The sequence below is a fragment of the Thermoplasmata archaeon genome, from assembly GCA_036395115.1.
Classification (GTDB): Archaea; Thermoplasmatota; Thermoplasmata; order RBG-16-68-12; family RBG-16-68-12; genus RBG-16-68-12.
In genome coordinates this window covers 1-19639 of record DASWDU010000035.1, presented here as the reverse complement: position 1 = coordinate 19639, position 19639 = coordinate 1, and the positions used below count along the sequence as shown (strand labels likewise).

General features: G+C 66.3%; 20 protein-coding genes and 1 other RNA gene. 13 read left to right on the top strand and 8 right to left on the bottom strand.

Annotated elements, in window-relative coordinates; all coding sequences use genetic code 11:
- Window positions 1-601: 601 nt before the first annotated feature.
- The 3 genes from VF992_08470 (at window position 602) to VF992_08460 (ending at window position 4304) form a co-directional block, all read left to right on the top strand.
- Window positions 602-2614, top strand: coding sequence for a hypothetical protein (locus VF992_08470; GenBank protein ID HEX9341184.1), 2013 nt, complete (start codon window positions 602-604; stop codon window positions 2612-2614).
- A gap of 372 nt (window positions 2615-2986) precedes the next feature.
- Window positions 2987-3163: a hypothetical protein gene (locus tag VF992_08465; protein ID HEX9341183.1), complete on the top strand. Its 177-nt coding sequence runs from the start codon at window positions 2987-2989 to the stop codon at window positions 3161-3163.
- A gap of 313 nt (window positions 3164-3476) precedes the next feature.
- The gene (locus VF992_08460; GenBank protein ID HEX9341182.1) at window positions 3477-4304 is read left to right on the top strand and encodes a site-specific integrase; all 828 of its coding nucleotides are present in this window, start codon (window positions 3477-3479) and stop codon (window positions 4302-4304) included.
- Window positions 4305-4593: 289 nt separating this feature from the next.
- On the opposite strand, the gene rnpB is transcribed toward VF992_08460, so the two are convergent.
- Window positions 4594-4874: RNase P RNA component (gene rnpB, locus VF992_08455), an RNA gene on the bottom strand.
- Window positions 4875-4982: 108 nt separating this feature from the next.
- On the opposite strand from rnpB, the gene VF992_08450 reads away from it, so the two are divergent.
- Together VF992_08450 and VF992_08445 are read left to right on the top strand one after the other, a co-directional pair.
- Window positions 4983-5678 carry a hypothetical protein gene (locus VF992_08450; protein HEX9341181.1) on the top strand — a complete coding sequence of 232 codons (696 nt, stop codon included), beginning with the start codon at window positions 4983-4985 and terminating at the stop codon, window positions 5676-5678.
- A 30-nt stretch (window positions 5679-5708) separates the two neighbouring features.
- Window positions 5709-6920: an MFS transporter gene (locus VF992_08445; protein HEX9341180.1), complete on the top strand. Its 1212-nt coding sequence runs from the start codon at window positions 5709-5711 to the stop codon at window positions 6918-6920.
- A 5-nt stretch (window positions 6921-6925) separates the two neighbouring features.
- On the opposite strand, the gene VF992_08440 is transcribed toward VF992_08445, so the two are convergent.
- Window positions 6926-7336, bottom strand: coding sequence for a hypothetical protein (locus VF992_08440; GenBank protein ID HEX9341179.1), 411 nt, complete (start codon window positions 7334-7336; stop codon window positions 6926-6928).
- 3 nt (window positions 7337-7339) lie between these two features.
- The gene (locus tag VF992_08435; protein ID HEX9341178.1) at window positions 7340-8389 is read right to left on the bottom strand and encodes a tyrosine--tRNA ligase; all 1050 of its coding nucleotides are present in this window, start codon (window positions 8387-8389) and stop codon (window positions 7340-7342) included.
- A 71-nt stretch (window positions 8390-8460) separates the two neighbouring features.
- Between VF992_08435 and VF992_08430 the strand changes: the two genes are divergently transcribed.
- Together VF992_08430 and VF992_08425 are read left to right on the top strand one after the other, a co-directional pair.
- Window positions 8461-9453, top strand: coding sequence for an SPFH domain-containing protein (locus VF992_08430; protein HEX9341177.1), 993 nt, complete (start codon window positions 8461-8463; stop codon window positions 9451-9453).
- A 10-nt stretch (window positions 9454-9463) separates the two neighbouring features.
- Complete coding sequence (locus VF992_08425; protein ID HEX9341176.1) at window positions 9464-9880, top strand: NfeD family protein; 417 nt, start codon at window positions 9464-9466, stop codon at window positions 9878-9880.
- A 15-nt stretch (window positions 9881-9895) separates the two neighbouring features.
- Here the strand turns inward: VF992_08425 and VF992_08420 are convergent, their stop codons facing one another.
- Genes VF992_08420 through VF992_08410 form a run of 3 tightly spaced genes read right to left on the bottom strand, consistent with a single transcriptional unit; the run spans window position 9896 to window position 12819 of the window.
- Window positions 9896-11245: an NfeD family protein gene (locus VF992_08420; GenBank protein HEX9341175.1), complete on the bottom strand. Its 1350-nt coding sequence runs from the start codon at window positions 11243-11245 to the stop codon at window positions 9896-9898.
- Between the two features lie 60 nt (window positions 11246-11305).
- Window positions 11306-11707 carry a zinc ribbon domain-containing protein gene (locus VF992_08415; protein HEX9341174.1) on the bottom strand — a complete coding sequence of 134 codons (402 nt, stop codon included), beginning with the start codon at window positions 11705-11707 and terminating at the stop codon, window positions 11306-11308.
- Between the two features lie 29 nt (window positions 11708-11736).
- Window positions 11737-12819 carry a class I SAM-dependent methyltransferase family protein gene (locus tag VF992_08410; GenBank protein HEX9341173.1) on the bottom strand — a complete coding sequence of 361 codons (1083 nt, stop codon included), beginning with the start codon at window positions 12817-12819 and terminating at the stop codon, window positions 11737-11739.
- 64 nt (window positions 12820-12883) lie between these two features.
- Between VF992_08410 and VF992_08405 the strand changes: the two genes are divergently transcribed.
- Both VF992_08405 and VF992_08400 read left to right on the top strand, forming a co-directional pair.
- Window positions 12884-13726, top strand: a complete 843-nt coding sequence (locus VF992_08405) for a hypothetical protein (protein HEX9341172.1) — start codon at window positions 12884-12886, stop codon at window positions 13724-13726.
- Window positions 13727-13806: 80 nt separating this feature from the next.
- Window positions 13807-14052 (top strand): hypothetical protein, encoded by a 246-nt coding sequence (locus VF992_08400; protein HEX9341171.1) that lies wholly within the window; start codon window positions 13807-13809, stop codon window positions 14050-14052.
- Between the two features lie 78 nt (window positions 14053-14130).
- On the opposite strand, the gene proS is transcribed toward VF992_08400, so the two are convergent.
- Complete coding sequence (gene proS, locus VF992_08395; GenBank protein HEX9341170.1) at window positions 14131-15525, bottom strand: proline--tRNA ligase; 1395 nt, start codon at window positions 15523-15525, stop codon at window positions 14131-14133.
- A gap of 188 nt (window positions 15526-15713) precedes the next feature.
- Here proS and ftcD point away from each other — a divergent pair, with 188 nt between their 5' ends.
- Together ftcD and VF992_08385 are read left to right on the top strand one after the other, a co-directional pair.
- Window positions 15714-16613 carry a glutamate formimidoyltransferase gene (gene ftcD, locus VF992_08390; GenBank protein ID HEX9341169.1) on the top strand — a complete coding sequence of 300 codons (900 nt, stop codon included), beginning with the start codon at window positions 15714-15716 and terminating at the stop codon, window positions 16611-16613.
- A complete protein-coding gene (locus VF992_08385) occupies window positions 16604-17230 on the top strand; it encodes a cyclodeaminase/cyclohydrolase family protein (GenBank protein ID HEX9341168.1) in 627 nt (208 codons plus the stop codon). Before ftcD ends, VF992_08385 begins: the two co-directional genes overlap by 10 nt.
- 14 nt (window positions 17231-17244) lie before the next feature.
- Here the strand turns inward: VF992_08385 and VF992_08380 are convergent, their stop codons facing one another.
- Entirely contained in the window at window positions 17245-17700 is a 456-nt protein-coding gene (locus tag VF992_08380) for a hypothetical protein (protein HEX9341167.1), read from the bottom strand.
- A gap of 112 nt (window positions 17701-17812) precedes the next feature.
- On the opposite strand from VF992_08380, the gene hutU reads away from it, so the two are divergent.
- Window positions 17813-19453: a urocanate hydratase gene (gene hutU / locus VF992_08375; protein ID HEX9341166.1), complete on the top strand. Its 1641-nt coding sequence runs from the start codon at window positions 17813-17815 to the stop codon at window positions 19451-19453.
- Window positions 19454-19458: 5 nt separating this feature from the next.
- A partial coding sequence (locus VF992_08370; GenBank protein HEX9341165.1) for an NUDIX domain-containing protein occupies window positions 19459-19639 on the top strand: 181 nt, incomplete at its 3' end.

Below are 19639 nucleotides of genomic sequence, written 5' to 3'. Positions count from 1 at the left end.
TCAGCGCTTAGTTCAGGTTGTAGTGATGGCTGCCGCCGAGCAGGGTCACACGTTTCCGCGCCGCGCGGCCCTCGTCCCGACGTGTCGCTCCAAAGCCGAGGTGTCAACTGTCAACGTAGCGCTTGGTTTAGGTTGATGTGATGGCAACCGGCCTCACAGTTGACCGGCCGCGGCGGCTCGGGGAGGCCGGCCGCCTCGCGCGCGCGCGAGGCGATCCGCTCATGCGAAGGAAAGATTGAATGCCCCGCGGGGACTATCCTGATTGCCGGTTCGTCCGGCCGCGGGGGTTCATCGATCCGCGCTCCATGCGAATCGTTTTTGACCCCCGCGTACATACCCGCTTCCAATGGAGCGCGGACTACCGAGCAAGGTTATCGGCCCGACACTCTCGGTCTTGGGGCCATACCGCGCAGGTGCGACAACGCACCTTAAGTGCTAACGATTGGCGCTCCCGCATCGGAGCGCTCGCAGAATGGAAGCCGCGAAGTCCGCTGCCGCCTCTGCGGCGCGATCTGGATTCTGAGCGAGAAGCTCGACCGCTGTCCCCAATGCGGCGAGAGCTCCTACTTCTTCACGGAGCCGCGGATGCGAGGCGATTGAAGTGGTCTTGCCTTCGCACGACGGCGAAGACGCGGTCGATTCCGCTCAGCGCGAACAACGCATCCTCGATGCGTTCGGCGAGGTCGAAGCGCTCGACCGGATTGAGGATGCGATCGGGGCCACCGCCAAGGAGACGAAGGAGACCCAATCGGACGTCCGTCGCGTCCTCGTCGAGCGCGGACGTGTCCCGATCGAGCGGCTCGCCTCGTCGTATCGCATTGAGGAGCTTGGCGCGAGACATCGCGAGGTCCTCGTCGATGCGGAGGTCCGCGGAATCTCGGAGCCAATGCTCGTCCCGTCTCGCGTCGTCGCGACGTGCAAACGTTGCGGCACCTCGCAAACGCGTTCCGTCGACTCCGTCGAGTATGTGTTCGCATCGACGAGACGGCGAGACGCGCTTCTGAAACCCCTCGAATGTTCCGAGGAGCTCGGCGGATGTAAGCGGCCTCTCGGGGAGACGAGCTTCTCCGTCGAGGTCAAGCGGCGCGTGAACTATCACCGTCTCCAAGTCGCGTCGTATGTCCCTCCGGCCTCGGCGACGTCCGAGTTCTCCGACGTCGAGCTTCCGATGCATCTCCTTCAACCCGCGGAGACGGATGTCGTCGTCCCTCCGCGAGCGCTCTTCTTCGCGTCGGTCGAGCCGGACCCGAAGACGCTCGTCCTCTCCCTCGTATCGGAACTCTTCAAGCCGCTGGACGTCCGACCGGAGCCGCGGGAGTTAGGACGAGAGGAGCGCGACCTGTTTCTCGCGATGGGGACGTCGCGGAACTCGACGCGACTTCGCCTCTTTGACGAAGTCGCACCGGACATCATCGGACGGGACACCGCGAAGGAGGCGATTCTCCTCGTCCTTCACTCCATTGCGAAGATTCGCAACGTGAAGCATGATGAGATCGCGGGCGTCCTCTATGCGGTCTACTTCGGTGACTCGGGAACAGCGAAGACCGCCCTCGTCGACGACGTCACGATCGGCCTCGGCCTCGGGCAAGGCGTCGACGCGGCGGCCGCCTCCCGTGCGGGACTCACGTTCACCCACAAGGAGGTCGCCGGCCTCGAATACATCGAGTATGGCGCGTTCCCGAAGAATCATCTCGGCCTCCTCACGTTGAACGGCGTCGAGGCATGGTCCCCGGAACTTCAGATGCAATTGCGGGACGTCCTCGCGAATCATCGGGTCGTCGTGCAGATGAAGCTCAAGGGAGCGCGCCCCGCGTACGTGCGGACGTTGATGACGGCGAACCCGCGCCTCCCGATGTCCGACTATCCGTGGCCCGCGTCTGCGATCCGCGAAATCCCGGCGTTCGCACGACCTCCCGACGTCCGTCGAATCCCTTTCTGGATTCCGTTCGCCGAGGAGGACACGCCGGCCGCGACGATCGCGGAGGCGCTCCATCTCGACCGACCGTGGCCCGCGGAGGCCTTCCGCCGTCACGTCTTCTGGACGTGGACGCGCCGCGTCGACGACGTTCATTACACGGAGGACGCGGACCGTCTCATCCGGGAGGAGATGCCCCGCCTCCTGACGCGATACGGGGCGGCGAGCTTGCCGATCGTCAACCTCGGCTATCTCGACGTCCTTTGCTCCGTGTCCGTCGCGGAGGCATGCCTCGCGTTCTCGACGACGACGGGGGTCGATGTCCTCGTGACGCACGAGCACGTCGCGAGCGCGGTCGACTTCTTGGAGCGAATGTTCGCGCTCCTCCGGCTCGACGACTACCGACGATATGCCGAGGACGAGGTCCAATTCGTCGGAGGGGAATCGCTTCAAACGTGCATCGACATCGGAAGCCGTCCGCTCGCGATCCTCGTCGACCTCGCGGTGAAGGATCATCTCACGTCGGACGAGGTCGCCGCAAAGTACGGCGTCCATGCGACGAGCGTTGCGGAGTCTGATTTCCGAGTCCTCCGCGAGCACGGCCTAATCGAGACCCTCCCCGGCGTCGGGGCGATGATTACGACCCGCGGGATGAAGCTCGCGAATTGGGTGACGGAAATCGAGCATGAGGGGGAGTAGACCCTGACATGACCGCGAAAACAGGGTGGCGGCTTATACTTCGTCGCTCGTCGCCCTCTTGGCGACGAAGTCAAACCGTTCGTCGCCACTTTGGCGACGAACTGACACCCCCTAAATCTGGAGAATCGTCGCCGGCGCCTCGAAGACGGGCGACGAAGTCCTCCCGCAGTAGCACGGTCGTCGCGGTCGATAGGAGGCCGCCATGAAGTCCCGACGGCGGTACGTCTGTCTCGAGTGCGGCCTCATCCAATGGCGATGGCCCGGACAACGGTGTCGCGAATGCTCGCCGGAACTGAAGACCCAGCTTAGCCCGAGCGTCGGCGTGTGGCAAAGGCTTCGCACCCGTTTCGGAGGGCGCAGGAGGTCTCGGGCGTGACGGGCCAGCGGGTTCGGCAAGCCCTGAGTCTCGGCCCGCTCGCGTCGGGCTTCGCCATTCCGCACGTCCTCGCGATCATCGGGTCCCAGGCCCCGCTCGTCGCGGCGTGCTGCGTCGGCGTCGGCGTGGTCGTCCTGGCGGTCTGGCTCCTCCGGAGGTGGCGGACCGGATGACGCAGCGCGGGAAGCCGTCCCTTTATTCACCCGTACGGAATGCCGCTGACAACCCGCCGCGGCCCTCCCCTCCAGGGAGTCGTTCCCTGCTGCGGCGGGCCATTCTCCGTGAGAACCGCGACGGTGGCCTTATGCCGCCCCCGGTCCATCGCATCCTCGCACGGGACCAAGGGGAACGATTCCGTGTAGTTGGGCAACATGAACCCCGAGGACGCGTCCTCGAGACGCGTTGCAACCCTCTCGGGGGACGAAGGGGATCGGCACGGGAATCCTCGATAGGATTCTCGGACGAGACGCGCGGGAGGAGCCCGCGATGAAGTTCGACGTCTTCATTCGGGCGAACTCTCAAGCGCGGACGGAGGACACGATCCGGCTCTATCTGCGAGAGGCCAAGCGGTTCCAAGGTTGGCTCGGAACGCGGCCCCTCACGTTAGAGGCGGTTCAGGAGTACGAGGCGTGGCTCCGGTCGAAGTTCCGACAGAACTCCCTCAGCAACAAGGTCATCGGCGTCAACCTGTACCTGAAGTGGAAAGGCCTCGACGCCCGAATCCGACGTCCGCCCAAGGAGATCGCGGCGAACCCGAAGCTCGTCACCGACAAGGAGTATCGCGCCATCCTCGAACGCATCGAGGACGCGGAGGAGCGACTCGTCGTGCGACTCTTGCACGATACGGGAATGAGGCCTTCCGACATCGTGAGCTTGCGGCTCGCGGACATCGCGAACGAAGATGACGTCGTGCTGTTGCGTCGAAGGACGCAGAAGACCGGCACGATCGCTGAGTCCATCCTCTCGCGGGAGACGGCCGCGGAACTCCATGACTACATCGAGAAGTCCGGAGTGACGGACCACATCTTCCGCGGCGAGACGGACAAGCCGCATCGTCATCGGACGTGGCCGAACGCGGTCCTTCGGAAGCATCACGCGGAAGGCATCACCCCGCGGACCTTCCGGAGAACGCTCGCGACGAATTGGGGCGACGATCTTCGGAGCCTCATGTCGCAAGCCGGTTGGTCGGATCCGAAGACGATCTTACTCCACTACCGGCGCGACGTCCTCGCTCGCCATGTTCGCGAGGCGGAGAAGGTCATCGGCCCGGTCCGAGATGCCGACGATGAATCGGACCTTCCCGGATACGGGTGAACCGCATTGGACGCGGACTTCGAACCCGCACTCCGGTTCCTGGAGCGGCAGTTGGGTGTACAGTTAGCCGGCCCCGGAGGATTCAAGAAGAATCTCAATCTCCCGCGGGAACGACGGCCTGAGAATACGCCGAACCGTTTCCGAAGCCCGCAGACCCCGCGAACATACGCGGACCGTCTGTCGTCCTATGGAGAGACGCCTCCGGACCCCTCGACGGGGCTCCGTCGTCCCACGGCTCGTACGCCGTGAGATTCCGTCGTTCTCTCCATGTCGAACGACAGACGGGGCCAGGTGACCGCCGTACGCCCCCTTCTGTTCTGACGGCATTGGACTAAGCGTCCTACCTGGCGCATCGCGCCTGCTTGGACTTGCTCCGGTGGGGTGTCGCCGTCTCACCAGATCCCGCGTCAACGTCACCGCCGGGCGGATCATCCTCGAGGCGGGCTGTGTCGTTTCTGCGCCCTTGCCGGCCCTCTCAGGCCCCCCGCTTGCGCGGGGCCACCGCTCCGAGGGAGGGGGGACGTTCCTCAGCGATCCCGAAAGACCACCGTCGGCCGTCCGCGGTCTCCTGGCCGGTCGCGCCATCCGTCCGGGTCTATTTGGACTTGCCGCCACCCATCCTCACTCTGTAACCGGCAAACGTAAGATATTTCCAAGGAAGCGCTGTTCTCGACACTCATGAGAGATCGCGGGCCAAGAGGTACCGAGATTTGGGGAATCTGGCTCGTCCTCGACGCGCGCGTCCTCGCCCTCGTCTCGCAGGTGATGTATTTCCCCGTTTGGACCGCCGATGGATCCAGCATGCGGACCCTGCTCTATTCCGTTCCGGTGCAACCCCTTCAGTACGTGCTGGCGCGCGTCGGGTGGACGGCCGCGATAATCGGGGTCGTCGGCGCATTCCTTATCGAGCGGAGCCGCGCGGACCGGTCGGGACGAAGCGCGTGGACACGCGAGCGACTCGCGATTATCGTCGCAATCGGGGCGGATGCGATCTTCTTTGGAACATTCGGCATCATGAGCATCTCCATCGCCCTGTGGTTCCTCGTGCTCGCGGCGACGAGCATCATCGTTCTGATTGCCGCGGGCCTCTACCTCCTCTGGACCGCGGAGCGTCTCGCCGGAGTCATCGTGAAGATGCTTGGCTCGGTCGCCATCGCGCTCGCTGTTGTCGCCGACGCGCTCAATCTATGGACCTTCGGCCGATTCTTCGGACTGTTGGGCGGCGATCCGTTCCGGAGGATCGATCCGTCCGTGTCGGTCGCGGGCGCGCTGCTCGGGGCGGGGTCACTGACTCTCTGGATCCTGATCTACTCGCTGGTCGTTCTCCGAGCCCGGATGGCCACTCCGGCCGTCCCGCCGGTCGCCGAGGCCTAAAGACTTATCACGAACGACCATCCCGGTCCGATGGCCGGCGACCGCCGCATCCTCTTCGCGAATTCGATTTACCATCTGACGAACGACGGCGCGGTCACGGTCCTCGCGGGCCAGATTGCCGTCCTCCAAGCCGTCTTCGGCGGATTCGGACCGATCGAGGTCGGCCTGCTTGGAGGTTCCGCGCTCCTCGTGACGGCCGTCTTCCAGTTCGTGTTCGGAGTCATGGCGGATCGACGCGATCCGTCGCGATTCCTGCCGGTCGGCATCGCGATCCTCGGGTTCGGTTCCCTGCTCGTCACCCTCTCGTCCTCGTTCTGGACGCTCCTTGCGTTCGTCGCACTGTCGCGGGTCGGCGCGAGCTTCTACCATCCCGTCGGGATTTCGTGGATCGGGCGAGAGTACGAGGGTCCCGAGCTCGATCGGCCGATGGGATTCCAGAGCGCGTTCGGCGACACCGGCGTCATCCTCGGAATGGCGAGCGGCGCCGTCCTCGCGGTAGCGTTTCGTTGGCAATCGCCGTTCTTCCTGTGGGGCGGCATCAACCTCGCGGCGGTCGCCGTCGGCCTCTATCTCGTCCGCGGGCGACGGTACCGGCCTCAGGCAAGCATGTCCTCCGTCGGGGACTACGTCGGCGTGTTGCGCGACGTGCGGCTGTGGCTCCTGCCCCTCGCCCTCGGCGGCGCCGTGTACAACATCTTCAGTTACTTCGGGCCTTTGCTCCTCGTCTCGAAGTTCTCGCTGGCCAAGGATGCGGCGGGGGTGGCCGTGGCGCTGTGGATCCTCGCCGGCACCGTCGCGGCGTTCTTCTTCGGTCGCGTGAGTCGCCGCTTCGGACGGTACCGGACCCTCCTCGGATCGTACGTCGGAATCGGACTGGCGGGTCTGGTCGGCGGCCTCCTCGACAATCTGGTCATCGTGATCGCGGTCCTCTGGACGCTCGGCTCCGCGTTGTTCCTCACCTACCCCGGGATCTTCGCGTTCGTCTCGGAATCGAGCCACCGCCGCCTCCAGGGCGCCGCGTTCGGGCTCATCTTCGCCTTCCAGCTGCTCGGCGGGGCCGCGGGTCTGTTCGTCGCGGGCGTGCTGGCGGATCGGTTCGGCTCCACTCCGGCGATCCAGGCGTCCGTCCCGTTCGTCGTCGCGGGCGTCCTCGGCCTCGCCGGATTCGTGGTCCTCTCCCTCGGTCGGTCCCGCATCTCGAACGCGCGGAAGGCCGTCCCGTCCTCGGTCCCTCCGCTTTGAACCGCTCAGAGGATCGGAGTTGCCTTCGCGCGCACCCGGGCCGCAATCCCGATCGCGATGCCGAAGATGGCGGGCAGAACGCTCGCGAGGAGTGAGAACTCCTCCCGGCGCAGGTTGATGAGGAGGAACAGCAGCAGCGTGAAGAACCCCGCGCCAGACCCGACGAGGATCAAGAGCCGTCCCGTGCGCACGCGGTCCTTCCAGATGAGGAATCCGCCGAGGAGCACGGCAATCCCGCCGAGCGAGGCGATGCCGACGAAGATGTACGCGAGGACGATCAAGAAGGGGCGGCTGCCGAAAAGCTCCTCGAGGAACGTGAAGAAGCGATCGACCCGACCGGCTCCCGTGGACCCACTGATGAGCAGGAGGGCGCCCGCGATCGCGGCGAGCAGGGCGGCTTGGTCGTTCTGGCGCACACCTCACCCGTTCCGCACGATCCGCATGACGGCCGCGAGGTTGTCGGGATGGGCCTCGAAGTACTTGCGGACGGGCGCGAGTTCCTCGTTCACGCTCGCTGCGACGCCCGCCTTCAGGTCCTTCGGATGGAGCGCGCCGCTTCCGTACGCCTTCGCGAGATCCCCGAACGAATCGTACGCGACGTCCCCGCCGAACTTCGAGTCCCGAGGGATCGTCAGCCGGCCGCGGCGCGGGAACAGCACGAGGCGGGCCGTCTCGAGGACCGGATTGCCGACCGTCTCCTGTGCGGGGCAGAACGCCTTCGCGATCTTGCGTTCGATCTCCTCGGGCAGGTCGTTCAGGAGGAGGCTCGCGTCCGGCCTCGACTTCGACATCTTTCCGGCGATCGGATCCATGCGGCCACCGCCTTGGAGCCCCGGCAGGAGGGGCGTGTGGAGCGCGACGACTTGCTTCCAGCCGAGCTTCGGCGCGACGTCGCGGTACAGCATGTGTGCGTGCCGCTGATCCATCCCGCCGAGCGCGAGGTCGAGGTCCATCCAGTGGATGTCGGCGACCTGCATCGCCGGATAGATGAGCTTCGAGGCGTCGAGGTCCCCCTCTTCCTCCTTGCGGCCCATGATCGTCAGCGCCCGCCGGACGCGCGCGACGGACGAGGCCTTCGATACCCGGATGACCTGTTGCCAGTACTCCGGGTGCCGGACGAATTCGTTCGCATAAAGGTATTCGACCGAGTCCGGGACGCCGACCGCGCGGAAAGCGTCCTTGAAGTACTCCGCGCAGACGCGGAGGTTCTCGAGGTTCGAACCGAGTTTGTCGTTGATGTACGCATGCCAGTCCGCGAGGAAGACGATCGTGTGGAAGCCCGCCTGGATCAGGTCGCCGACCTTCGACCCGATGACGAACGCGGTGCCGATGTGCATGAGCCCCGAGGGCTCAAGTCCGACGTAGGCCCGTGGGGTCCCGGCCCGCTCGATGAGCGACCGCAACTCCTCGCGCGTGACGACCTCCTCGGACCCGCGCGACACCGCTTGGAGCCGGTCCTCCGGGGGCACGGCCCCACCGAACCGGCCTCGTCGGGATAAAGGTTTCAATCCGTACGCACGAGGCTCGCGGCAATCCGGCAATGGCCTTAAGTCGGGAGCGGGCATCTGCCGTCGGGGGAACCGGCACGTTGGGGTTGTGGACTCCGTTCGACGTGGGCTCGGTAACCGCGCTGCAAGGGGCGGAGTTGGTCGGCGCGGCGGTCGGGGCGTTCATCTTCGTCATCATCGTCCTCATCGTGCTGTTCGCGAGCATCAAAATCGTCAAGGAGTACGAGCGGATCGTGAACTTCCGACTCGGCAAGGCCCAGGCGGAGAAAGGCCCCGGGATCGTGTTCGTGATCCCGGGCATCGACAAGCCCGTCCGCGTCGACCTACGGGAGCGCTACCTGACCATCCCGCACCAGACGTGCATCACGAAGGACAACGCGCCGGTGGACGTCGACTTCATCGTCTATCTGAAGGTCGCGAGCGCCGCCGACTCGGTCATCCGGGTCAACAACTTCGAGGGAGCGGCGATGGGGATCGCGACGACGACGCTGCGGGCGGTCATCGGCGACATCGCCCTCGACGAGGTGCTGTCCAAGCGGGAGGACATCAACGCGGTCCTCCGGACAAAGCTCGACGAGGTCACGACCCGCTGGGGCGTCAAGGTCACGAATGTCGAGATCCGGGAGATCCTCCCTCCCAAGAACGTCACGGACGCGATGATCCTCCAGATGTCCGCCGAGCGGAGCCGGCGTGCCGTCGTCATCGAAGCCGACGGGAGGAAGACCGCCACCGTCACCGTCGCGGAGGGCGACAAGCAATCCGCGATCCTGAGGGCCGAGGGGCAGAAACAGGCCGCGATCCTGAACGCCGAGGGGTACGCGAACGCGCTCTCGACGATCTTCGGGGCCGCGAAGGGCGTCGACGAGAAGACGCTCATGCTCCAGTACCTCGATGCGCTGAAGACGCTCGGCACGAGCCCGGCCACGAAGTTCATCTTGCCCCTCGAGTTCACGGAGCTCGTGCGGCCGTTCCGGAACGTGCTCGCGTCGGTCGAGGGAGGCGCCGGGAAGGCGGCGGACAAGTGAGGGTCCCAACGTGCCGGAATCGAGCCTCATCGACCGGCTCTTCCTGTACGGCGCACGCTCTCTCGTCCTCGTCCTGGCCGTCGTCGCGCTCGGCATCTACCTGATCGCCCACGGCTGGCTCGTCGGCCGGTTCGATTACCTCGCGTCCGGCGTGCTCATCGTGATGATTGGCGTCGGCTTGGCGTTCGCATTTCAGCGGACGACGACGACGGTCATCACCCAGCGGTATTTCTCCGGCGACACGCTCGTCGGGAAGACGGGAAAGGTCGTCGTCGCGATGAAGGCCGGTGGGAAAGGAGTCGTCCACGTCGAACATGAATCTTGGAGCGCGGTCGCCGTGGAGGACATCGATCGCGAGGACCCGATCGTCGTCACGCAGGTCGACCGGGACAACGTGACCCTCACCGTCCGGAAAGACCGGACGTGACGGCTCGGGGACCCGTTAGGGCGACGATCGCGGCGCCGCCGAGGGTTCGTTCGACGCCGACGGCGCTTGCCCCTCGGGCGTGGCGATCGTCACCTGGATCTTTCCCTCCGCGTAGCCGGTGACGCGGATGAGCGAGCCTTTCGGGATGAACCGGTCGGCCTGCGCGGTGTAATCCTCCGCCCCGACGTTCGCCACCCCGTCCTGGCCCGGGACGAGGTCCGTCGTCGCGCGGCCCGTCATGTTCACGATCCGGCCCGGATCGATGAGCTTCGGCTGCGCCATGAGCGCCTTCCGGATGCGCGTCAGATACACGAACGCGACGGCGAGGGCGGCGCCGGTGCCTCCCAGGACGACATACTGACCGACCCCGTACGGGGACGGGGAATACTGCACGTTGTACGCGAGGAGGTAGGTGCCCGCGATGCCGAGCGTGATGCCCGTGATGGCGAAGAGGCCGTGGCCCGCCTTCACCTCGAGGATCACGAGGGCGGCCGCGATGATGAGGATCAGGATCCCGACGATCGAGGCGCCGATCACCTGCGCGCCGAGCAACCCCAACGCGATGAAGACCACGGCGAGGATGCTCAGGAAGAGCGTCCGGTGGAAGAGGTCGAGGACGAGCGCGATGACGCCGACGAGGATGAAGAGGCCGTCCACCGTCGGATCGCTGAGGAAGCTGAGGATCCGATCGTAGAGCGGTTCATCGTAGGCCGTCAGGGGGAGTCCGCTCAGGCCCACGGCCGACAAGAACGAGGGGAGGCTGTCCGCGAGGCCCGTGATGAGGCGGATCCGGTTCGCCTCGACCGAGGTGTAGGCAGTGTTGTTCGCCGCCATGTTCGCCGCCGCGGTCACGTTGTATCCGTTCTTCCCCGCGAGGGCGCTGATGTACGCGATCATCGCGTTCTGCACATGCTCGACTTGGCTGGGGTCTCCGCCGACGATGTACGGGGTCGACGGGCCAATGATCGATCCATTCCCCATGTAGATCGCGTTCGTCGCGAGCGCGATGTAGCTCCCCGCCGACGCCGCGAGCGAGACCGGCGGGACGTATGTATAGACGGCGAGGCCGTTGTCCTGGACGGACTGGATCGACACGACGATCTGCTGCATGTTCACGAGGAGCCCGCCGGGAGTGTTCATGACGATGACGAGGTCCTCGTGGGCCGCGATCGCGGCTTGCGCCGCCCGTTCGACGTAGTCCGCGGCCCCGGCGTCGACGGCGATGTCGAACGTGACGAGGAGGACGCCGCTCGGGGCGGCGAGCGGGCCCTTCCCGGTCGTCGACACCGTCCCCGCGGGAACGGCGATCGCGGCGATCAAGAAGGCCAGCAGGAGGAACGCTCCGATCGCGGCAGGTCGGCCCACGAGCCCACTACGTGCGCCTGCGTAGAAAACGGTTTGGATGGGACTCCCTGCGTGCCGCTACTACGGCGCCCCGCGGACCTTCTGCTTGATTCTGTCGACGGCGGCGCCGGTCGTCCGGGCGGCCTTGGTCACCGGTGGCTTGACGACGGCAATCGTCTTGTCGGTGACTTCCTTGGCGGTGCGCCAGGTGTTCTCGGCCGCGGGCCTCACCTTTGCGGCGACCTCGCGGGTCGCTTTCCCGACGGCGTCGACCGCAGGCCGGACCGTCTCTACGGCTTTGTCGAAGGTCGGCTGGAGCTCCTTCGCGGCACGATCCAGGGCGGCGGTGCCGGCCTCGACGGCCTTCTTCGCGGCCTTCGACGCTTCCCAGAGGAGCCGGTCGATCTCGCTCCGGGGCGCACCGCACGACGGACAGTACGCGGCTTCCGCGGGCAATTCCGCGGCGCATTTCGGGCAATTCATTTCATCACCGATTTCTCCAGGGACTCACCCTACTTATGCCTTTCGCTCGCCGTCGTGCGAGTCTGTGGGGTGACATCCACTTCCGCCGTCGAATGCACGATTCCCGGGGCGTACGATTTCACGATGCGGGTTCGGATCGCGCTCACGCGCATCCAGTGGGCCCGCGCGGCGGCCGCGAGGCGACGGGTCAACCCGTCCGGGTACTGCTCCTTCGGGCACAGCTCATGATAGACGATCGTCCCCCGGCCGCGGAGGGTCCGGAATGCGACATCGAGATACGCCCGGGCGTCGAAGTGGCCCATGAGGACCCAGTCGGCGATTCCTCGGGGTGCAACGTCGCGGCAGTCGCCGAAGAGCGGCACGATCTTGTCGGCCCGATTGCGGCGGATGTTCTCTCGTAGGTACCCAAAGCTGACCGGATTGAGTTCGCACGCGTACACGACCTCGGCGCGACCGCGGACCGCGATCGGGAGCGAGAAGTAGCCGATCCCGGCGAACAGGTCGACGACGACCGCGCCCGGGGGCACGCGCTCCGCGACCCCGATTCGCTCCGCGAGGTTTCCGGCGGAGAACATCACCCGCGCGACGTCGAGCGCGTATCGGACGCCTCCCTCGGCGTGCACGGTCTCGGTCCCGTCTCCCCACAACACCCGAATCGACGGGACGCGAAGAGGGCCGTGGATCCCGGAGAGGTCCTGGACGACCGTGCGCGCGTGCAGCACCCGGCCGAACGCCGCCGCGATCTTCCGCGCATAGGACCGCCCCGCGGGAGGCACTCGGATCAGAACGACGTCCCCGATTCGCTCCCATTTCGTCGGGGCAAACGCAAGCGGGACTCCCATTGCCGCCAATTCAGCCGTCAGGCGCGATTTCGGGTTGCGTGGCGGGGTCCGGGGAGGCAGACGGACGTCACGGACAAGTCGAGCGGCGTACCGCGAGAGGTCGACTTCCGGTTCCGCACGGACTGGGATGAGGACCGACCCGCCGCGTTTCGAAATCCGTCGCGATCGGTCGACAAGGTCGATTGACAAGAGCCCACCCAGAACCGCAGCGGCCTCCCGCTGGGGGACCTCGACCGCGTCCAGGCCGTACGTCTTCGTCTGCCTCCCCATGTGCTCTTCTCCGCGATACAAACCGCGATATGTATATGAGGAGCCACCCGCATCGGCGCGCATCATGCGGGCCCCGGCCTTGGCCCTCGCAGCCTTGATCGTGGCCTCGCTTTTTATCCCGTCGACATCGGCGGAGGATTTCGGCGCGGTCGGCAAGGTGAACAAGCTCATCGATATTCAACAGACGCCAGAGCTCGCGCCGGGGGAAAGCGGCCGATTCGTATTCGACGTGAACTCGACGTTTTCGGAGCCGATCTTCGACGTCCGGCTTAATGTCAGTATCTACCGCTACGCGACGATCGACGAGAGCATCCCGGTTGACGATGCGTGGGCCTATGCGTATCCGAGGATTGCGAATAGCAGCCCGTCGTCCCCTCGGGAGTGGGCGTGGACCCGGGGTCGAGTGGACCCGAACCTGGGGTCGATCCCGCTCGAGTTCATGGTGCTCACGGCGGCGGACAGCGACGACATGCCACACGGGACGATCTTCTCGCAGTCGAGCTACTTTGTGCGCTTCTGGCTCGAGTTCAATACGACCGGCAACCTCACGCGGTATCGGATGGCGTCCCCCGGCTACTTCTCCGCCGCACTGTGGGACCTCGCCCAGAACGAAACGTACACCAACCCTTGCACGCCGCCGTGGTGTCGCGGGAACGTGAACTTGACCGTGCTCGGCGTCGACGGGATTCTTCCGGATTCGGCATTCGGCGTCAAGGAGCCGATCCCCCGGTGGCCGTTCTACCTGCTGATCGTCCTCGCGGCGTTCTTCCTGGTCCTCGCATTCCTCTTTTGGGTCGAGGAGAACCCGGGGGCATATCCGAGGGTCGAGGCATGGTGGGCGCGAACCCGGGGGCGGCTCGCGAGGACGATCCCGCGCGTCCGGAGGCGTAGACCGCCGAACGGTTGATGGACTAGGTTGCAGTCCGTCGAAAGAGACTCAACCCCTCGACGGGAAAGGTTCTTATTCGGACGCACCCTGCTCGCGGCGTGCCTGAGATTCCGTTCCCGCGCAGCGTGGCGTTCTGGTTCTACGCGCTGACGTTGCTCGCGGGCATCCTCTTCTACGTGCTCTGGGGCCTTTCGTACGGATCGTGGAACCTGCTCCGGCCGGAATGGGTCGGCGCGTACGCGGTCACGGTGGTGTTGGTGGGTTTCGGGATCGTCGGGATGCTCCTTTACCGCGAGACCCCTGCACCGGCTGCTCCGGGTACGGATCGAGAATCCGGAAACTGAAGTCCCCATCGAGGACGCGACGCCGGGGCGGTAGACCGCCGCTCTCCCCCGAACGGCCGGAGGGGTCGGCCCGCGGGGTCAGTACGCCTTCGCGACGTACACGACCTGTTTGGTCGGCTTGCCGCAGACGATGCATTCGCCTTTGAACTCCTCGGGGTAGAACGGCGTGCCGAGGACGCTCATCGCGGTCTGGTCTGCGATCGTCTTGCCGCACGCCTCGCTGCCGCACCAGCCCATCCGATTGAAGCCGTCCTTCGCCTCGTTGAGGGACGTGATCGTGAACGTGTTCTGCCGGATCATCTTCTCCGCGCGGTCCCACATCGCGATCTGCATGAGCTCGAGCACCGACCGCAGGCGGTCGCCGAGCGCGTCCCGCGGCAGCTCCCGCTTTTCTCCGGTGTCACGGCGGACGACGGTGACCATGGTCTTCTCGATTTCGCGCGGCCCCAGCTCGACGCGCAGCGGCACGCCGCGCGCCTCCCAGTAGTAGTACTTCTCGCCCGGACGGACGTCCCGGTCGTCCAGCTTCACCCGCATCCGTTCCCGGAGCTCGAGGAAGAGCCGCTGCGACTCGAGGAGCATCGGCTCCTGCCGCCCCTTCTCGAGGACGGGCACGATGACCGCCTGGATCGGCGCCGCGGCGGGCGGCAGCACGAGCCCCTTCTCGTCGCCGTGGATCGCGAGGACCGCCCCGAGGATGCGCTCGCTCATCCCATCCGTCGTCTGATGGACGAACTGGTGCTCGCCGGCCTCCGTCTCGTACGTGACGTCGTACACCTTCGCGAAGTTGTCGCGGTACTGGTGGAACGTCGCGAGCTGAAGCGACCGGCCCGAAGGCAGGAGGGTGTCGGACCCGAGGCTGTAGTGCGCCCCGGGGAACTTGTCCCAGTCCGGACGCTTCGAGACGATGTACGGCAGCGCGAGGAGCCGCATGAGGCGCTCGTTGATCTGCAGGTCCTCTTGGACTTGCTGCTCCGCGTCCTCGAACGTCGCGTGGGCCGTGTGCGCCTCGAAGAAATGGATCTCACGGACGCGCATGAACGTCCGCGTCATCTTCGTCTCGTAGCGGAATACGGGCACGATCTGGTACACCTTCAGGGGGAGGTCCGCGTGGCTGCGGATCCAGAGCTTGAACATCGGATACATCGCCGTCTCGGACGTCGGTCGGAGGAGGAGCCGGACGTCGAGTTCGTTGAACCCGCCGCGCGTGACCCAGAACACGTCGCCCTCGAAGCCCTTGACGTGGTCCGCCTCCTTCTGGAACTCGGTCTCCGGGATCAGGACAGGGAAGTTCACCTCGCCGTGGCCGGTCGAGTCGAATTCCTCCCGCATCGCCTGATCGATGAGCTTCATGATCGACCAGCCGTACGGGCGCCAGACGTTCATCCCTTTGATCGGGTAGCGCTTGTCGCTCAGCTCCGCTCCGTCGACGAGGCCGTTATACCACTCGCTGAATTCCTCGTCCTTCTTCATGGGACGCGCCCACAAAGGACGCGGGCGATAATACGCTTACGGTGGGGTCTTTCCTTCCGTGAATGAGTAGCCGCAGAAGAAGCAGGTGACGCCTTCCAACTTCCCATTTCCCACTGGAGGCGCGACCCGCACGCGCCGAGAAAGGTTTTAAGGAATCGTTGGCTTCGTCGCGCTCTCCGGAGCGTGGGATGGTCGAGGTCGTCGAGTGCGTGCCGAATTTTTCCGAAGGGCGCCGCAAGGACGTCGTCGACGCGATCGGATCCGCGATCGCCCGCGTCGGGGGAGTGCGGATCTTGGACGTTCAGATGGACGCGGACCACAACCGCTCCGTGATCACGTTCGTCGGCGACCGGCCGGCGGTGTCCGAAGCCGCGTTTCGAGCTGCATCCGCCGCGGTCGAGGGGATCGACATGAACGCCCATCGGGGGGAGCATCCTCGGGTCGGTGCCCTCGACGTCCTCCCGTTCGTCCCGATCGCGGGCGCGACGATGGCCGACTGCGTCGCCCTCGCGCGGGCCGTTGGCCAGCGGATCGCGGACGAGCTCCACGTCCCGGTCTATCTGTACGAGGCAGCCGCAACGCGGCCCGACCGCCGCGCCCTCCCGGACGTGCGGCGCGGTGAATATGAAGGCCTCAAGGCCGAGATCGAGACGAACCCCGACCGCAAGCCGGATTTCGGCCCCGCGCGGCTCCACCCGACCGCCGGCGCCTGCATCGTCGGGGCACGGCCCCTCTTGATCGCGTGGAACGTGAACCTGCGCACGGCCGACGTCGGCATCGCGAAACGCATCGCGAGGGCGATCCGGGAGAGCGACGGCGGACTCCCGGCGGTCCGCGCGAAAGGCTTCGCGCTCTCCGAGCGAGGCCTCGTCCAGGTGTCGATGAACATGGTCGACTACCGCCGGACGTCGCTCGTCCAGGCGTTCGAGGCGATCCGCCGGCTCGCGGACCAGGAGGGCGTGGAGATCGCAGAGAGTGAGATCGTCGGACTCGTCCCGCTCGATGCGCTCGTCGACGGAGCGACCCAATACTTCAAGCTCGCGCGATTCCATCGAGCCCAGATCCTGGAGACGCGGCTGTGGGAGTGAAAGACCAGAGCGTGGAGGAGTTCCTCGCGTCCGTCGCCGCCGCGACGCCGACGCCCGGAGGCGGGAGCGCGTCCGCCCTCGCCGCGGCCTTGTCGGTCGCTCTGAGCCGCATGGTGGCGGGCCTCGCCCGGGGCAAGAAAGGGTACGAGGACGCCGAGTCGGAGCTCGCCCAGATCGAATCGAAGGCCCGCGAGACGCAGGCGAGGCTCGAAGCGCTCGTCGACGAGGACGCGCGCGCGTACGACGCGGTCCTGACGGCGACCCGGCTGCCGAAGGCCACCCCGCCGCAGAAGGCCGCACGGGTCGAGGCCATGCAGGCGGCGTACCGGGCCGCGACGGAGGTGCCGCTCGAGACGATGCGCCGCTGCATCGAGGCGCTCGAACTCGCCGAGGCGGCCGTGAAGAGGGGGAATCGCGGCGCGACGACGGATGCCGGCGTCGCGGTCCTCCTCGCCGAAGCCGCGATCCGCGGCTCGAGCCTCAACTGCTACGTGAACCTCGCCGCGATCAAGGACGAAGCGTTCCGGGAGCGGGTCGAGGAAGAAGCGGACCGTCTGCTGAAGCGCGCCGACGCGATCGGACACGAGGCGATGGCGGTCGTGTCGTCGCGCCTCTGATCCGCGAGTCGCGCTCACTGCAACCGGAAATAGGCGGTCAGCGGGACGGTCGTGCAGCCCTGCCCGGGCGAAGCGCACTGCGTCATGACGGACATCTCGATGCGGTAGCGACCCGGCTCCACGGGCGCGAGGTCCGGACGGTCCGTCGTCGTCTGGCTGACCCAAGTCCAGTTCCGCGTCTCGCCCGGAGCCACGGGGACGATCACGGCCAAGCAGAGGTGGGCCTCGACCGGCCGCCAGGCACCGTCGACCTCGCGGGAGATGTGCCACGGGGCCGCGCACGCGAGGAACGCCGGGTCCTCCAGCCCGTTGTGCACGAAAAATCGGACCGGGTCGCCGACGCGGTACGTCGGCTGATCGGCCTGCAACGTCACCCTGGGGACCATGTACGTCGCCACGACGACCGTCGCGAGAACGAGCGCGAACGGAACCGAGAGGACCGCGATCAGCCGGCGGGTGGTCCAGACCATGCCGCGTCCTCATCGTCGCCACCACCAAAGTATCTTGCGATATCGGCAGCGCGAGACGGACGCTCGATGTGCGGGAAAAGACTTTACGCCGCCTGGAACTATGGTCGTCCGCATGGAGCGGATCAAGGCGGCGCGCGGTCCCGCCTTGCGTTGCCTCGGTTGGCGGCAAGAAGCGATCCTCCGGATGCTCGAGAACAACCTCGAGAACGCGGAGAAGCCGGACGAGCTGATTATCTACGGCGGCACGGGCAAGGCCGCGCGGAACTGGGAGGCGTTCCATCGGATCGTCGAGACGCTCCAGAGTCTTCGTGAGGACGAGACGCTTGTCGTGCAGAGCGGCAAGCCCGTGGCGGTCTTCCGGACGCATCGCGATGCGCCACGCGTCCTCATCGCGAACGCACACCTCGTCCCGAAGTGGTCGAACTGGGAGACGTTCTACGAGCTCGAGAAGCTCGGCCTCACAATGTACGGGCAGATGACCGCGGGCGGCTGGTCGTACATCGGCTCGCAAGGCATCGTCCAAGGTACGTACGAGACGTTCGCGGCGTGCGCCCGAAAACACTTTGGCGGCTCCCTGAAAGGCCGTCTCGTCCTCACGGGCGGGATGGGCGGCATGGGCGGCGCGCAACCGCTCGCGATCAAGATGAACGAGGGCGTGTGCCTCGACGTCGAGGCGGACGAGGCAAGGATTCGGCGGCGGGTCGCGAACCGCTACTGCGACCGCCTCGTTCACGACCTCGACGAGGCGCTCGGGATGGCCCTCGATGCGAAGGCGAGCGGCACGCCGCTGTCAATTGGCCTCGTCGGGAACTGCGCCGACGTGCACCCGGAACTCGCGAAGCGGGGGATCCGGCCGGATATCGTGACGGACCAGACGAGCGCGCACGATCCTCTCGGCGGCTACATTCCTCGCGGCATGACCGTCGGCGAGGCAGCGGAGCTCCGCGCGTCGAATCCGAACGAGTACCTCCGTCGGTCGCGGGAATCGATCGCGATCCACGTGCGCGCGATGCTGGCGTTCCTCCGGAGCGGGAGCGTGGTGTTCGATTACGGGAACAACATCCGCGGGCAGGCGAAAGAGGCGGGCGTCGACGACGCGTTCGCGTTCCAGGGCTTCGTGCCCCTCTTCATCCGTCCGCTCTTCGCGGAAGGTCGAGGACCGTTCCGTTGGGTCGCCGTCACCGGCAATCCGGACGATATCATCAAGACCGACAGCGTCGTCTTGCGGGAGTTCCCGAAGGACGAGACGCTTGCGCGTTGGATCCCCCTCGCGGAGAAATACCTGCCGTGGGAGGGCCTCCCCGCGCGAGTCTGCTGGCTCGGGTACGGCGAGCGCGCGGGGTTCGGGAAGGCCATCAACCGGATGGTCGCGTCGGGAGAGCTGAGCGGCCCGATCGTCATCACGCGGGACCATTTGGACGCCGGCTCGGTCGCCTCCCCATACCGCGAGACGGAGGGGATGCGCGATAAGTCCGATGCGATTGCCGACTGGCCGATTTTGAACGCTCTGCTCAATACAGCCGCCGGTGCGGACCTCGTCGCCGTGCACAACGGCGGCGGCGTCGGCATCGGCTACTCGACCCACGCAGGCGCGCTCCTCGTCTGCGATGGCACGGAGGACGCCGAGCGGCGGATCGAGCGCGTCCTCACGACGGATCCGGGGATGGGCGTCGTGCGCCACGCGGACGCCGGCTACGAGGACGCGGTGCGGTTCGCGAAAGACCACGATATCCGCATGCCCTCGCTCGAGTGATCTCGATGCCGCGGGGCGGCCATCCCCGGATGGCGGTGGACGGCGTCGTCCTCCACGATGGCAAGCTCGTCGTCGTCCGCCGTCGGAACGATCCGTTCCGTGGGATGCCCGCGCTGCCCGGCGGCTTCGTGGAACTCGGAGAAAGGGTCGAAGACGCGGCGGTGCGAGAGGTCCGTGAAGAGACCG

Excerpts from the sequence above, each read along its gene's own strand:
- VF992_08460 (HEX9341182.1), top strand. The coding sequence starts at position 3,477 with ATGAAGTTCGACGTCTTCATTCGGGCGAACTCTCAAGCGCGGACGGAG.
- VF992_08450 (HEX9341181.1), top strand. The coding sequence starts at position 4,983 with ATGAGAGATCGCGGGCCAAGAGGTACCGAGATTTGGGGAATCTGGCTC.
- VF992_08445 (HEX9341180.1), top strand. The coding sequence starts at position 5,709 with ATGGCCGGCGACCGCCGCATCCTCTTCGCGAATTCGATTTACCATCTG.
- VF992_08430 (HEX9341177.1), top strand. The coding sequence starts at position 8,461 with ATGGCCTTAAGTCGGGAGCGGGCATCTGCCGTCGGGGGAACCGGCACG.
- VF992_08415 (HEX9341174.1), bottom strand. The coding sequence starts at position 11,707 with ATGAATTGCCCGAAATGCGCCGCGGAATTGCCCGCGGAAGCCGCGTAC.
- VF992_08410 (HEX9341173.1), bottom strand. The coding sequence starts at position 12,819 with ATGGGGAGGCAGACGAAGACGTACGGCCTGGACGCGGTCGAGGTCCCC.
- VF992_08405 (HEX9341172.1), top strand. The coding sequence starts at position 12,884 with ATGCGGGCCCCGGCCTTGGCCCTCGCAGCCTTGATCGTGGCCTCGCTT.
- proS (HEX9341170.1), bottom strand. The coding sequence starts at position 15,525 with ATGAAGAAGGACGAGGAATTCAGCGAGTGGTATAACGGCCTCGTCGAC.
- ftcD (HEX9341169.1), top strand. The coding sequence starts at position 15,714 with ATGGTCGAGGTCGTCGAGTGCGTGCCGAATTTTTCCGAAGGGCGCCGC.
- VF992_08380 (HEX9341167.1), bottom strand. The coding sequence starts at position 17,700 with ATGGTCTGGACCACCCGCCGGCTGATCGCGGTCCTCTCGGTTCCGTTC.
- hutU (HEX9341166.1), top strand. The coding sequence starts at position 17,813 with ATGGAGCGGATCAAGGCGGCGCGCGGTCCCGCCTTGCGTTGCCTCGGT.